The sequence below is a fragment of the Aestuariivivens sediminicola genome, from assembly GCF_022662015.1.
Lineage (GTDB): Bacteria > Bacteroidota > Bacteroidia > Flavobacteriales > Flavobacteriaceae > Aestuariivivens > Aestuariivivens sediminicola.
On the sequence record NZ_JAKMCM010000001.1, the window covers coordinates 561,952 to 576,655 of the forward strand.

The 14,704-nt window shown below is 37.6% G+C and carries 12 protein-coding genes and 1 tRNA gene; 6 read left to right on the top strand and 7 right to left on the bottom strand.

What is annotated here, in order from left to right; all coding sequences use genetic code 11:
• Positions 1-124: 124 nt before the first annotated feature.
• Positions 125-976: a choice-of-anchor V domain-containing protein gene (locus MR041_RS02430; RefSeq protein ID WP_242091990.1), complete on the bottom strand. Its 852-nt coding sequence runs from the start codon at positions 974-976 to the stop codon at positions 125-127.
• A gap of 392 nt (positions 977-1,368) precedes the next feature.
• On the opposite strand from MR041_RS02430, the gene MR041_RS02435 reads away from it, so the two are divergent.
• The 3 genes from MR041_RS02435 to MR041_RS02445 all read left to right on the top strand — a co-directional run bounded on the left by MR041_RS02435 (position 1,369) and on the right by MR041_RS02445 (position 6,923).
• Positions 1,369-3,642, top strand: a complete 2,274-nt coding sequence (locus MR041_RS02435; protein ID WP_242091991.1) for a T9SS type A sorting domain-containing protein — start codon at positions 1,369-1,371, stop codon at positions 3,640-3,642.
• 413 nt (positions 3,643-4,055) lie between these two features.
• Positions 4,056-5,744, top strand: a complete 1,689-nt coding sequence (locus MR041_RS02440; RefSeq protein ID WP_242091992.1) for a BspA family leucine-rich repeat surface protein — start codon at positions 4,056-4,058, stop codon at positions 5,742-5,744.
• Between the two features lie 417 nt (positions 5,745-6,161).
• Positions 6,162-6,923, top strand: a complete 762-nt coding sequence (locus MR041_RS02445; RefSeq protein WP_242091993.1) for a M23 family metallopeptidase — start codon at positions 6,162-6,164, stop codon at positions 6,921-6,923.
• Positions 6,924-6,939: 16 nt separating this feature from the next.
• On the opposite strand, the gene MR041_RS02450 is transcribed toward MR041_RS02445, so the two are convergent.
• The gene (locus MR041_RS02450) at positions 6,940-7,476 is read right to left on the bottom strand and encodes a hypothetical protein (RefSeq protein ID WP_242091994.1); all 537 of its coding nucleotides are present in this window, start codon (positions 7,474-7,476) and stop codon (positions 6,940-6,942) included.
• A gap of 474 nt (positions 7,477-7,950) precedes the next feature.
• Here MR041_RS02450 and MR041_RS02455 point away from each other — a divergent pair, with 474 nt between their 5' ends.
• From MR041_RS02455 to MR041_RS02465, 3 genes are all read left to right on the top strand, one after another.
• Positions 7,951-10,116: an ATP-binding protein gene (locus tag MR041_RS02455; protein WP_242091995.1), complete on the top strand. Its 2,166-nt coding sequence runs from the start codon at positions 7,951-7,953 to the stop codon at positions 10,114-10,116.
• A gap of 134 nt (positions 10,117-10,250) precedes the next feature.
• Positions 10,251-10,817, top strand: coding sequence for a hypothetical protein (locus MR041_RS02460; protein ID WP_242091996.1), 567 nt, complete (start codon positions 10,251-10,253; stop codon positions 10,815-10,817).
• Between the two features lie 413 nt (positions 10,818-11,230).
• Entirely contained in the window at positions 11,231-11,842 is a 612-nt protein-coding gene (locus MR041_RS02465) for a hypothetical protein (protein ID WP_242091997.1), read from the top strand.
• Between the two features lie 195 nt (positions 11,843-12,037).
• Here MR041_RS02465 and MR041_RS02470 read toward each other — a convergent pair.
• The 5 genes from MR041_RS02470 to trxA all read right to left on the bottom strand — a co-directional run bounded on the left by MR041_RS02470 (position 12,038) and on the right by trxA (position 14,580).
• A tRNA-Asp gene (locus MR041_RS02470) sits at positions 12,038-12,111 on the bottom strand.
• Complete coding sequence (locus MR041_RS02475; RefSeq protein ID WP_242091998.1) at positions 12,089-12,355, bottom strand: GIY-YIG nuclease family protein; 267 nt, start codon at positions 12,353-12,355, stop codon at positions 12,089-12,091. The genes MR041_RS02470 and MR041_RS02475 overlap by 23 nt, the downstream gene beginning before the upstream one ends.
• A 215-nt stretch (positions 12,356-12,570) precedes the next feature.
• Positions 12,571-13,500, bottom strand: a complete 930-nt coding sequence (locus MR041_RS02480; RefSeq protein WP_242091999.1) for a DUF58 domain-containing protein — start codon at positions 13,498-13,500, stop codon at positions 12,571-12,573.
• A 23-nt stretch (positions 13,501-13,523) separates the two neighbouring features.
• Complete coding sequence (locus tag MR041_RS02485; protein ID WP_242092000.1) at positions 13,524-14,069, bottom strand: ClpP family protease; 546 nt, start codon at positions 14,067-14,069, stop codon at positions 13,524-13,526.
• A gap of 193 nt (positions 14,070-14,262) precedes the next feature.
• On the bottom strand, positions 14,263-14,580 hold the full coding sequence (trxA, locus tag MR041_RS02490; protein WP_242092001.1) for a thioredoxin: 318 nt from the start codon (positions 14,578-14,580) through the stop codon (positions 14,263-14,265).
• Positions 14,581-14,704 lie beyond the last annotated feature (124 nt).

Here is a 14,704-nt window from a genome sequence, read left to right on the forward strand (position 1 = left end):
GTGACCTCACTATAAAGATATTAATAAAACTGGCTAAATCAAAAGACGGCAAACCGGAAGGGAGGTCTCTACATCCTCTGGAAAAGAAACAAAGGATAGTTTCCCAAAAGCTAGCCCAATGCTATTATTCTTTGATTATTTTTTTAAAATCTGTTTTACCGTTCGAGGTCACTCTTAGAATATACATTCCGGTTGCAAGGGCTTCAAGATTCAATTTCTTATCAATACTGTTAATTTCAGACGCTTTTACTAATTTTCCGGAGAAATCAAATACTTCAACCCTTCCTGTGGACAGCGCATCAGGTAACTTTATGGTTACATAATCCCTTATTGGATTTGGGAAAAAGTCAAATGTCAATCTATTCGTTTCTTCCAGACTTAATGTAGATGGACTAACGACTTCGGAAGTAGTGACTACCTGGTCTCCTCCTGTTCCGCTTCCATTTGCAGCCAGTGCGGCAGCATAAAAAGTGATATCCCCCTCATCAACTCCAGGCGCTGTCCAACTGAAACTCCATGAGCTAAATGTTTCATTACTATGTGTCACAGATCCCCCTGAAGTAATTATTTTCGGCGCACCCGATGCTCCTGTTACATCATAAACACCCACTTTGGTTCCTCCGGCTTTTTCAGCTGTTAATTCAAAACCCCAGCCACTTGCACCCGAACTGCTGGTCATAACATTTATGGTATAGGTTTCTCCTAAGACATAACCCGTAGCAGGTATATTGGTTGTTATTGAAGCATTCAAGCCAAAATTTCCCGGACTATTACTATGGCAATCTGTGCAATCAACAAATTCATCACCAGGTGAACCTGTAGAACTGCCCGGGGAACCAGATGATCTCAAAAAACTTGAAGCCTCCAGTGAAGCAGTGGGCAAATAATGTGACCTGTTCATCTCAATAGTCCCCATAAAAGCAAAGCAGCTAATAACAATGAGAGCAAAATAAAGTTTAGTAATAGTTTTTTTCATGACTGATATGTTTTTAGTTCTAGATATTGTGACCTCTTAAGTTATTACATCCTGGTCACCTGTAAAATGAGATTCATCAGTCAAAAAAACCAAAAACGTCGGTCTACCGACAAGCAGGCATCTTCATTTTGTTGAAATGGAAAAAGGAAAGCTTCTCTTTGGGTGGTCAGGGATGACTTTACTTTCACTACGTCCCCGAATTTAATTCGAGAAACAGCGCAACATATGAGTTAGGATCTGGGCCATATTCAAAAAATATTATTGGCAAGACATAACTGTCATATGAATACTTTAACTGACAAAAATCATATTATAAAATGAATAATTGTAATATTTTGATTGACTTAATTCTACCCTATCTGGACTACTGAATACTTCATAACATATCAGACATGAAAAAAAAATTACAACATGCTGCTATTATTGTAATTGCCATTGTATTAATAGCCGCTATCCCTACCACTATTGAAGATTTTTTTATGCCGGGATCACAACCAGGTCAATCCGGCAATATTGAACACCCAAACAAATGCGATAACTGCCATGGCGGATATGATCAGGCTGTTGAGCCCGCCTTTAACTGGAGAGGAAGCATGATGTCCCAGGCCATAAGAGATCCCTTATTCAGAGCCTCTCTTGCCATTGCAAATCAGGATGCTCCTGATTCGGGGGATCTATGTATTCGATGTCATGCTCCCGATGGCTGGCTAAATGGCAGGTCATTACCCACGGATGGTTCCGCCCTTAACAACAACGATATGGAGGGTGTGCAATGTGATTTTTGCCATAAATTGGTCAAACCGGCTCAATTGGGAACCAATCCCTTCCCAGACAATACCTTTTACACCTCAGAAACCTACAGTTCTGATCAAGACTACCTGGGGACGCTGACCATCATACCTCCCCAATCCGGAAATGGAATGTATATCGCTCATTCAGAAAATGCCAAACGTGGTCCTTTCTCGGATGCCGAGGCAAAACACAAAACAAAATATTCCCCATTCCACAGTGAATCCGATTTATGTGCCACTTGTCATGATGTTAGTAATCCTGCATTTAGCAAAGCCCCGGATGGAACCTATCAGCCCAACAGTTTAGGTGAGGCAGCCCCGTCTTTTGAAAGCTATAATCTGTTTCCAATCGAACGCACCTATAGTGAATGGAAAATGAGTGCCTATAATTCTCCTGAAGGTGTTTTTTCTAGCGCCTTTGGCGGAAATAAATCATATGTGTCTTCATGTCAGGACTGTCATATGCGAGATGTCTCCGGCTATGGTGCCAATAAAAGAGGTATACCCCATCGAAATGATCTTCCTTTGCATGACATGACAGGTGGAAATACCTTTATGCCCGGAATAATAGCGGAACTTTTCCCGGGTGAAGTTGATTATGCCGCCCTTCTGGCTGGTGTTGAAAGAGCACGATATATGCTCCAAAATGCAGCAACAATGCAGGTTGAGGTTGATGAGGTAAACCACAAAGCCCATGTAACCATCACAAATGAAACCGGACATAAATTACCCTCAGGTTATCCAGAAGGAAGACGTATATGGTTAAATGTTTCAACTTATGACATCAATGGCGACTTACTTACTGAATCAGGTCATTATGACTATGACACTGCAGTGTTGACGAAGGATACAAAAATTTATGAGGCTAAAATAGGCATGAGTGAAGCCGTAGCCCAGGCAGCCGGAGACGGTTATGAAGCTGGTGAATCCTTTCATTTTGTGCTTAACAATGTAGTGATTAAAGATAACAGGATTCCTCCGCGAGGATTTACCAATGCCAATTTTGAAGCCATTCAATCCCCTCCGGTCGATTACACTTACCCGGACGGACAATATTATGATATTTCAACATATGATTATCCTGCAGACACTTATAAAATTACGGCCAAACTATTCTATCAAAGCACTTCAAAAGAATTCATAGAGTTTTTAAGAGATAAGAATGTAACCAATTCGGCAGGAACAGAAATGTATGCCCTTTGGGAAAGTCATGGCAAATGCGCCCCGGAATTAATGGCAGAGCAAACTGTATATTTGGGAGAACCTCCTGCACCTAGCAATGATGAAATTTCTGTTGATCAAATCACCTTAGACAGAAGTTATACGTCTTCAAAGGGAGGAAAATATGTTATGACGGCTACCGTTACTGTAGCGGACAACCAGGATCCAGCCAATTTTATTGCTGGTGCCGAAGTGTTCGGGCAATTCTCAGGACCTACATCCAACTCAGTTTCGGGTGTTACAGATGCCAGTGGAAAAGTCGTGTTTACGGCTACATCAAAACGTGCAAATTCCGATTGGTGCCTTGACATAAGCAATATTGTTTATAGCGACTACACTTTTATTGCCACCCCTATGGTTTGTGAAAATCAAGGTTTTGCAAAAGCAGGAAGCTCAATTGAAGATGCGATAAAAGTATATCCAAACCCCTCAACTGAGTACGCAACCATTGAAGTCAATTTAAAAGCGTCACAAGATCTGATAATTGAAGCCTATGACTTTAATGGAAACAAGGTTGAAACTTTATTTAATGGCTATACTCAATATGGCATTTCAAAACTCGAGTGGAACACCAGAACCTTACCAAAAGGTATTTATTTCTTAAAGATTCATTCAAACAAAAGGACTGTAACAAAACTGATACTTATTAATTAATCGGTACTAATTAAATATAAAAAATTAATGGTCTGAAGAACATTCCATTATTTGAATAATATAGAGCCTGTCTGGCGACAGACAGGCATCCCTTTCTTTAACCAAGAAAAAGAAAAGCTTCTCATTGGGTGGTCAGGTACAACTTGGCTTTAACAATATCCCTGAGGTTAATTCAAGAAACAGCACAACATTTGAGTGGTGGTCAGGGATGTAAAGGACCTATTCCAAAGATTATAACTATTTTAATAAAAATTGTATCTTTAATCTAAGGTTTTCTTAAATGCACCATAGATGCGATACGATTATTGCCTTAAATCTTGCATTTAATCTTGAACATTACCCCCCCCCAATCCTATTTAAGCTCTGGATTTCCATTTTTACCGCTTTGAAACAAATTATTAAAATCCTTTAGTATGAAAACAAATTTACCTGCTAAAATCCTCCGAAAAAAGGGTGCCATCACTCTATTACTTTTTACATTATGTTTAAGTTTATTCTCTCAGTCGGAAACTTATTTTATTACTACCTGGAAAACCGATAATTCCGGTTCGTCAAATCCTACATCGATATCCATCCATACTAACGGAGAAGGCTATAATTATGATGTTGACTGGACTTATGATGGTATTACTTTTAATGCAGAAGACTCCGGTGTCGTTGGAGATATTACACATGACTACACTGTGGCAGGCACCTATACCGTTGCCATTAGGGGTACATTCCCACGTATTTATTTTAATTGTTCGGGAGACAAAAATAAAATTCTTTCCATTGAGCAATGGGGCACAAATGCCTGGTCATCAATGGAAGGTGCCTTTTGTGGTTGTCTGAATTTAGTTAGTAATGCAACAGACACACCTGATCTAAGTGGTGTAACCAATATGTCCAACGCGTTTTGGACCACTTTGGCTTTTAATGCAGATATAAGCGATTGGAATGTAAGTAGTGTCACCGATATGAGCTATGCCTTTGGCGTATCGGCAATTACAGGAGATTTGAGTGGCTGGAATGTAAGTAATGTAACCAATATGTATGCTATGTTTTCAACAACAAATGTAAATAGCAACTTAAGCACTTGGAATGTAGGCAACGTGATCAATATGGCATACATGTTTGAAGGTTCTAATTTCAATGGAGATATCGGTAACTGGAATGTGAGTAGTGTGACTGACATGAGCAGTATGTTTGAAAATAACACTTCTTTTAATGGGAATATCAGTGGTTGGACAATCGTTAATGTATTAGACATGTCGAGTATGTTTAGGGGCGCTACTGCTTTTAATCAGGATATAAGTAACTGGGATGTGAGTAGTGTAGAAAATTTAGGTGGTATGTTTGCTGAAGCCAACGCGTTTACCGCCGATATAACCGGCTGGGACGTTGGTAGCGCAACCAGTTTAGGTGGTATGTTTTCCGGGAACACCACGTTTAACCAGGACATAAGTGGCTGGGATATAAGTAGTGTAGAAAGTTTGAGCGGTATGTTTGCCGGTGCAACAGCGTTTAATCAGGATATAGGCGTATGGGATGTCAGTAATGTTAAGTTTATGAGCACAATGTTTTCTGGAGCTACATCTTTTGACAGGGATCTGGGAAATTGGGATATTAGCAGTATAATTTCAATGGAGGATATGTTTTTAGACGCTGGCCTGTCAACTGCCAATTTCGATAATACAATTATTGGTTGGAACACTTTATCTGTTGGAGAAATTAAAATACCAATGAATGTCACCTTTCATGCAGGAAACAGCACCTATTGCACTAGTGAAGCTGCTATCTTATCACTGATTAATGATTATAATTGGTCCTTCTTTGGAACGGGTGTGCAAGATTGTTCAGGACTTGGGTTAAATGATCTCAATCAAAACCTATCGTTAAACATATATCCAAATCCTGCTGAGCAGATTTTACATATTTCATCTGACATTCCCTTAAATCGTATTACCATCAACGAATTGAATGGTAAAATTTTGTTGGACATTACAGTAACGGACGGGAAAATGGAATTCGAAATTCCAATAACAGCACTAAGAAGTGGTTTTTATTTTGTTAATACCCGATCAGATCAAGGTCATGCTGTAAAAAAGTTTATTAAGCTTTAGATGAATTCTGTAATTAAGTTTCTAAAAAATACTTTTTAAAACAAAAATGCATCCCAATCTTCTTAAAAAGAAAAAAGAAAAGCTTCTCATTGGATCATCAAGCAAGGCTTGACTTTCATTACATCCAAGAAATTAATTCGGGAAACAACACAACATTTTATGCCAGCGCGCCAATTGGCCCCATCGCTAAAAACATCCACAGGATGTTTTTTTAACGCTCGGTCATGATCTGGCCGGCGTATCTTATTGTCCAATTGATAATTCCCGAATGAATTGAAATTCATTATATATTTGTCCGTCAATAAAGATTACATTAAAACTGCACATATTAAAACAATAAGCAAGCACCCTATGAGATTTAATCTATTCGTACTTCTAATAGTTATTTTTATCAGGCCTGGTTTCTGTCAAAAACAAATGGATGAACCAACACATTATAAGGATGATTTATCCATTGATTGGAAAAAAAGTGACCCTCATTTAAAACTGGTTGCAAATAATAAATTATTAACTCCAATTCAGATCTATTTTCACTCAAGGAAGGACAGCACTGAGTTAAAATCATTCCTGCTTTTACCCAAAGATAGTCTTGACCTGATGACCTACTCGGGAAAGCTGCCAGATTCGATATTCACATCAAAATTTAATGACAGTATCCGAATTAGCTATTTCTGGGGACACAAATCACATATTCATCCTGACCTAAATTATTTGTACCGATTACCATTCAAAAGAGGAAAGAAATATGAAGTCAGTCAAAGTTTTTATGGCAAGGCATCCCATTTCGATGAAAAATCCAAATATGCCATTGATTTTCAACTTAATATTGGAGAACCTGTTTATGCGGCAAGGGAAGGCGTAGTTATTAAAGTTATTGATTGGTTTACTAAACAAGGCGGAAAAGAACTATTGAATTCAGCCAACAGAATAGTGATCCTTCATTCCGATGGAACACTTGGTTCCTATGTTCATTTAGATTATAAAGGAAGTTTTGTAAAAGAAGGCCAATTGGTTCGTCGAGGTCAAAAAATTGGAGTTTCAGGCTTAACGGGATACACCAACGGACCGCACTTACATTTTGTGGTAAGGAAAGAAAATGATATCGCCATCCCAATTTATTTCAAAGGCTATGAGGGGAAAATACTTAAAAAAGGAAAACGATATAAAGTCGTTGAATAAAAACGATTTAACAATTCTATTCTACTTTTGAATATTTTTGAACTTCGTCATTATTTCCCTCTTTTAATAAGAGTGCATTCTCTTTTATTTCAAATATGTAAAATTCTTCTTGATGAAATTTGCCAAACATAGGATCTCCCGGATAATACCATTTGACTTCATCATAAAATTCCATTTTCATCAATTCCTTTTGCATAGAACCTGCTTTTATTAAACTTGTTCTAATAGTATTGCCATCAACAAAAAAATCACTTACCAAAACAGCAACTGTAATATATTTTGGATCTTCTTTCCTTTTAAACAACCAGTGGAATTCACTTTCTCCGTTATTACCGGAGGTTTTATTAAATACCCACCTGAATATTTGACTTGGAATTTCCCCTTCCCCCGGCAAAACTATCTCCCAGGTACCTGTTAGTTGGTCAGGTATTTTTTCAAGATCATCCGTTTTGTTTTGAGAAAACAGTAATGTGGTAAGTAAAAATAATGGAATGATTAGGGTCGTTTTCATTGCATTTAATTTTAAGTTTAAAAAATTAATCATCTCTTCCATTATATAAAATGATATATATCATAAGCATATTATCAGAATGATAGGGATTTCATAAGAGGAGTCTAAAAACAAAAAAATATCCCGATCCGCGAGCACTCGGGAAAGGAAAGCTTCTCATTGGATGGCCAAGCAAGGCTTGACTTTCACTACGTTCCCGAAATGAATTAGGGAAACAACACAACTTTTCAGCTACGGTGTGTCCCAGATCTTTGAATATATTAAAAAATCATAATTTTTAATATTTATCCGATTCATTACAAGTCAATAATCACCTCTTCTCTTAACTGATTATTATCATTATATAACGCTAATAGTTAATATATATTTATCAAATTGATCTTAATGGTTAGGCGTATTACTTTTATTTCATGTTTAAAACAATAAAATAATATCTTTTAAATAATCCATATTACCCTATGAGGGATATATCTTGAATGAAAAATCAAAAGATTAAAAATTAACCATCTGTAAAGTATGAAACGATTAACAGGGAAAAAGTTGATCGCTCGGATTGATTTGCTCTTGGCTGATCCACGATTGGAACCAGAGGCACTTTTACGCAAGCGATGGACCTGGCTATATATGATCGTCAACTTTATTGGCTTAACCTGTATGACTAGTCTTGGATTTGTATGGGAAATATGGCCAATTCTTTGGTTTGGTTATGCTTTAATGATTACGCAAATTGTAGCTATCCCTCTTTTTCGCATTACAAAACGGTTTGATCTTGTCCTGAACATAAGTTATGGCATTATCGTTATTCTGGCTTTCGCTGTAATGTTGCAAATTGGTGGCCTGACAACTTCCATGGGATTTGTGTTTATAGGAATGAACTGTGCAATGGGTTCTGTTTTGGCCGGCAATATTCGATGGACTATTGGGATGTTTGGCTTGTATTGCAGTACAATCATACTTTTAGGTATACTCCAGCCCTATCTCGTGACTCCGGATTATATAACTCCTGAGGTCAATTCGTTTTATTTCGTCACTGATGCCGTATGGGTTAATGCATGTATACTTTTTTTGGTCATATTGTTCATGAAAGACAAAAGCCGATATGAAAAGTCTGAAGCAGAGAAATTAAGAAAAATAGATGAGGCTAAAACCCAGCTTTATACTAATGTATCTCATGAATTCCGAACACCTTTAACAATCATTTCAGGTATAGCAGACCAAATGGAACAACACAAGGAAAAGTGGTTGCAAAATGGACCATATAAGATAAAAGCTCAAAGTCAAATACTACTGAGATTGGTAAATCAGATGTTAGATATCTCCAAAATAGAAGCAGGAAGCATGCATTTAAACTTAATTCATGGGGACATTAAGAAATTTGCCCGATATGTGGTTGGAACGTTCAATAGCCTTGCTGAATGCAGGCATATTGACTTGAGGATTAATATAAACAATGAGTCTCTCTATGCTGACTATGATCCTGAAAAACTAATGCATGTATTTGGCAATCTAATATCCAACTCAATAAAATTTACGTCTCGAGGCGGAAAGATTGATGTCAGCGTTTTTGGGAATAACAGGAGAGGCCAGGACATGCTATGCATATCGGTAAGGGATAGTGGAAAAGGAATACCAAAGGAGTCTATCAGTTATATCTTTGACCGCTTTTACCAAGTTCCTGACGAATATGATCAGATACAAGGTACCGGTTTGGGTTTGGCCCTAACCAAAGAGCTTGTAAAATTGATGAAAGGAGAGATTACAGTGAAAAGTACAGTAGGAGTTGGAACAGAATTTATCATTACCTTGCCCGTCACCAAAGAAGCCAGAAAGAAAAATGACCATGGCGTCTCTATGATCCATTCAGATACTATTAATTCTATTGTTCCAATACATAAAAGAGATGGGGAGCAAAAAACTAATCCTCATATATCTATAGAAAAACCAATCCTTTTAATAGTTGAAGATAATAAGGATGTTGTGGAATACCTTATTACAATCCTGAAGGATTATTATATTCTTGAAGTTGCCTTCAATGGTAAGATTGGACTCGAAAAAGCATTGAAAATCATCCCGGATATCATCCTAACAGATGTTATGATGCCACAAATGGATGGCTTTGAAATGGTCAGAAATCTTAAAAATGATATCAGAACAGATCATATTCCAGTAATAATCCTCACCGCAAAAGGAGACTTCCACTCAAAACTTTCAGGACTGGAAATAGGCGCCGATCACTACCTCATCAAACCATTCAGTGAAAAGGAGCTATTACTTAAACTGAGCAACCTGCTAAAGGCAAGACATAAAATGCAAAAAAGGCTCGGCTCACTAAAAATGCTTTCCCATCATGGAAATATGCACTACAAGGATGAGATGCTGTTTATATCGAAGATTAACACCCTTCTTGAGGAGAAAATGGAGAATGAAGATTTTGGAATAAAAGATATTTGCAGCCACCTCAATATGAGCAGACCTCAGTTGTATCGGAAATTTTCCGCATTAACAGACAATTCTATCGGTAAATATATTAGAACTTATCGTCTTCACAGAGCAAAATCAATGATAGAAAGTCAGAGCAAAAATGTAACGGAAGCTGCAATCGATTCAGGGTTTAAAAACCTATCTCATTTTAGCACGAGTTTTAGGGAAGAATTCGGTTATTCTCCAAGTGAGCTTCTTTAATCCACCAATTGATTCATTATTGAGCAGATTACCAAAATTTTTGAGATTCTCACCAAAGTACTTCTAATGATGACTTATTAATTTTAATAAACAGTTGAGATACTCAGATATTTTTAATTCAAATATGATGGATCATGAAAACAAAATTAATAAGTCTTGCCCTGATTGGTTTATTATTATCGATCACGGTAAATTGTAGCCATGACTACACTATGAAAAGCGACGTCCAACAAGACGTGATGGAATCCCCCTTAGCCAACTATGAATTCATTGGCAATCCTCTCGGTAAAACACTGATGAAATCAGATAATGGTGTTACGAAAACAATCAAATTCTACGACGGAACAGGTCCTTTTGGATTTGATTTCAATGTAGATGGTTGTGCTCCAGATCCTTATTTAACAATTACTGGAAACGGCAATGCCTCTCATATTGGCTATTACACGGTTGAGAATTATGGGTGCTATGATGGCGTGAGTCCTATATTAGGCATAATAACCGCGGCCAACAGAGATAAAATATACACCTATGTGGCGTCGGCGGTTCAAAATCAGGATACTGGTATCTGGACTTACCACTATGTTGTATATGATGGCACAGGACGATTTACAGACGTTTATGGTGACATTTATATGCACGGCAACATTGATTTTGACAATTGGACCTGGGCTATGTCCGGCGAAGGAGAAATAACCTATTAATATCACGCAGGAAATATGGAAAAAAAAGATTCCAGTCTCTTTTCTGAGGCTGGATTTTTTATTGTTGAGGTAAGCCGGAATTAATGTGCGAAAGACTGGTATCCCGATCCCCGAGTACTCGGGAAAGCTTCTCATTAGATTGCCAAGCAGATCCTGACTTTCACTACGTCACGCCATAGGCGTGAGCAACACCACATTTGTATTGTGGTCTTGATGCGCCTATAGAATAGTACTTACACCCCTTTCAAACATTATTGGGATTATTTATCATTGAACAACAGCCTTTTCACGCAACTGATTTACATCATACCTTAAGATAAGCTGATGGGCTATCTTTAAAGTTTAAATTAGGATAGAAAAATACCAGAGTGTTTATACCTTACTTAACTCACACTAAATAAATTTAGAATATCATGAAGAATAATATAAAGTTGACGATTTGGACATTAAACCATCTATGGGTAATATTTTTCAGCTATTTATTGAGCATTTTTTTTGTGTTATTACCTATTCATGGTGCATTTGGATTCAGTATGGATGATGATGGAACCTATCTTTCCAATGCACTTATGCATATTGGCAGTGGTGCTGTTCTTGCACTGGCCACAGGTCTATTGCAATATTTATCCTTAAAGCGTTACTTTAAGGTGTCGTTTAAATGGGTGTGGGCGTTATTGACTGGATTTGTGTTTGCCGAAATTTTTGCTGGTGTTGTATTGTGGAAATTGGAAATCTACAGAGGTTTAATTAATGTATTTAATACTTCTAATCATATACCTGAGGCTTTAATTTTTGCCTTTGCAGGACTAATTACGGGAATTCTACAATTCAGATTATTAAAACCCCACTTTAAGAAACATTTTTATTGGATCGTATCAAGTACTTTGGGCTGGGGGTTTTTAATTTTATCAACATCTCTTGGTCTCTTCGCTTTTCTGTTAGGTGCGATCTTATATGGCTTCGTGACTGGATTAGTTCTGTTTACAATATTGGAATTAAAACCACAAAACAAAAATGGGGATTAATGAGTATATATTTAACGGTTGTATTATCACTTGTACTGGGTTAAATAAGAATTTCTTGAATATCGCCCAAAACAAAAAAGCATCCCGATTTTCTTAAAAAGAAAAAAGGAAAGCTTCTCATTGGATTGTCAAGCAAGGCTTGACTTTCACTACGTCCCCGAAATGAATTCGGGAAACAACACAACATCTTAGTTGCGGTCTGGACGGGACTCGAACCCGCGACCCCCTGCGTGACAGGCAGATATTCTAACCAACTGAACTACCAGACCGATTATTTTCAATTAATCTAAGATAAAAATTTCTATTCTTCTGACGTTTTAAAAACTTCTCTCTTAGTATTGCTTCTCGCTTTGTTGTAAATGCCTCAACATATACGATCTTCCAAGGTTTCTTCTTTTTTGTATAAGCAGATAATCCCACATTATGCTCAGATATTCGCTTATCCAAATGTTCTGTATAACCTATATAAAAGGAACCATCTTGTTCACTTTCTATGATATATGTATAAAACACTTTAAGAACTTATGGCCTTTATGTATTCAATATGCTCGCGCTTTGCGTGACAGGCATCCCGAGTACTCGGGATAACCAACTGAACTACCAGACCGTTGCAAAACTGCACGCCTGCAAGATTAACCCGTGTTAATCACGCTATCAGGCGGGTGCAAATATACATGGCTTTTTTTATAACTCAAATCTTTTTTTAATTTTTTTAAGCAAACACGTATTCAAGCAAATTTTTGACGCTCAATCAAATAGGTTGTAAGTATGGTGTTAAAATTTTTGGTGATATCCGCTTCAACATATTTTATTTTATACTGTGCGCATTTTAATCGGATGGCATCGAAATAATTTGCCACCATCTCCTGATAACTGTCTTTAATATTATGTGCATACAAATTAATGGATTCACCTGTTTCAACATCTATAAACCGACGTGGATTGTTATCGAAATCAAAGGTGAACTCTTTCTCCTTATCAAAAACATGAAACAGGATCACTTCATGCTTATTATATTTTAAATGCCTCAACGCCTCAAACAACTTTGTATCATCCTCAACAGTCTGAAACATATCCGTGAATACGAAAATCATGGAACGCCTATGAATCTTTTCTGCTATTTCGTGTAAATATTTATAGGTTTCCGTGGGTTTGTGTTCAGGCTCTGACAGGATCGCTTCACTTAAATGATTCAATAACATCTGATGGTGGCGTTCGCTGCCCTTTTCCGGTGCATAATAATCATAGGCATCACTGTAAATACTTAAGCCAACCGCATCGCGTTGTTTCTTTAAGAGCTGCATAAGTGCTGCGGCCGCCAGTGCTGAAAAACCGATCTTATTTAAACCATCGAGAGAAAACGAATTCATCCTGGGGTAGTGCATTGAACTGCTGTTATCCAAAATAATGTGACAACGTAAATTGGTTTCATCGTCGTAACGTTTCGTATATAATTTATCTGTTTTGGCGAAAAGTTTCCAGTCAATATGACGCGTGCTTTCTCCACGATTGTAAATCTTGTGTTCGGCAAACTCAGCCGAGAACCCATGAAAAGGACTTTTATGCATGCCAGCAATAAAGCCTTCAACCACTTGTTTGGCAAGCAATTCTAAATTCTTAAACCCTTCTGTTTTATTGAGTTCGGCCTGTAAGTTCATATCCGTTCGTGCCCTCTCCTAAATTAACTGTTAATGGCATCGACAATCCCATAGGCTACCGATTCTTCCGCTCCCATCCAATGGTCCCGATTAAAATCCTTCATCACCTTTTCGACCTTCTGACCACAGTTGTCTGCTAAAATCTGGGCGCTGATTTCTTTTGTCTTCAAGATTTCCTGGGCCGTAATTTCGATGTCACTCGCCTGTCCGCGCGCACCTCCACTGGGTTGGTGTATCATAACACGAGCATGTGGCTGAATGAAACGTTTCCCTTTAGCACCGGCAGAAAGTAAAATCGAACCCATAGAAGCCGCCAAACCAGAACAAATGGTAGACACATCGCTTTTAAGTGATTTCATGCAATCATAAATGGCAAAGCCGGAGGTGACATAGCCTCCAGGACTATTAATATACAGTTGGATGTCCTCAGTCCCCAAGGCATCCAGATAAAGCAACCTGTCTATGACATGCTTCGCGGAAGTATCATCTACCTGCCCCCATAAAAACACCTTACGCTCATCGAGAAATTTAGAATCTATAAGGTCCTGTACTTTTGTTTTTTTACTCATAATTTGAATTTTTAAACTATTCTTGAAGATTATTCAATGGATACACCTTCCTGAAAAATGATCAGATGCCATGAACAAAAACAATTACCCTATGATTTTGATTCTGTTTTTGATAGCATAGGTTTCAATGCATCTAAAATAAAAAAAGGTTTGCCAATTCGGCAAACCTTTTAATATTTCTTTTTCGCTGCAACTATAGGAGTGAATCTATGGCATCGGTATAGGCGTTTTTAGGTGCAACACCGACCTGTCTACCAACGACCTCTCCATTTTGAAACACCAACACGGTTGGAATGTTTCGTACACCATATTTAGCGGCAAATTCCTGATTAGCATCAACATCTACCTTTCCTACGACAGCCTTTCCTTCATATTCGCTGCTAATTTGTTCTATGATTGGACCAACCATTCTACATGGACCACACCAGGCAGCCCAGAAATCTACCAAAACAGGTTTATCGCTGTTCAAAACCGTTTCTTCAAATGTTGCATCTGTTATTTCTAATGCCATAATATCTAAGTTTTATTTTTTTACTAATTCAATGCGACAAAATTAGTCAAAAAAAACACGAAACCTTACAAAGTGACAATTTGTTTTACTTATGGTGAAATCACATTCGTTTATCTAACGCGCT

Bases quoted from the DNA above. Each gene is read 5' to 3' on its own strand.
- MR041_RS02430 (WP_242091990.1), bottom strand. From the start codon at position 976: ATGAAAAAAACTATTACTAAACTTTATTTTGCTCTCATTGTTATTAGC.
- MR041_RS02435 (WP_242091991.1), top strand. From the start codon at position 1,369: ATGAAAAAAAAATTACAACATGCTGCTATTATTGTAATTGCCATTGTA.
- MR041_RS02440 (WP_242091992.1), top strand. From the start codon at position 4,056: ATGAAAACAAATTTACCTGCTAAAATCCTCCGAAAAAAGGGTGCCATC.
- MR041_RS02445 (WP_242091993.1), top strand. From the start codon at position 6,162: ATGGATGAACCAACACATTATAAGGATGATTTATCCATTGATTGGAAA.
- MR041_RS02450 (WP_242091994.1), bottom strand. From the start codon at position 7,476: ATGGAAGAGATGATTAATTTTTTAAACTTAAAATTAAATGCAATGAAA.
- MR041_RS02455 (WP_242091995.1), top strand. From the start codon at position 7,951: ATGAAACGATTAACAGGGAAAAAGTTGATCGCTCGGATTGATTTGCTC.
- MR041_RS02460 (WP_242091996.1), top strand. From the start codon at position 10,251: ATGAAAACAAAATTAATAAGTCTTGCCCTGATTGGTTTATTATTATCG.
- MR041_RS02465 (WP_242091997.1), top strand. From the start codon at position 11,231: ATGAAGAATAATATAAAGTTGACGATTTGGACATTAAACCATCTATGG.
- MR041_RS02480 (WP_242091999.1), bottom strand. From the start codon at position 13,500: ATGAACTTACAGGCCGAACTCAATAAAACAGAAGGGTTTAAGAATTTA.
- MR041_RS02485 (WP_242092000.1), bottom strand. From the start codon at position 14,069: ATGAGTAAAAAAACAAAAGTACAGGACCTTATAGATTCTAAATTTCTC.
- trxA (WP_242092001.1), bottom strand. From the start codon at position 14,580: ATGGCATTAGAAATAACAGATGCAACATTTGAAGAAACGGTTTTGAAC.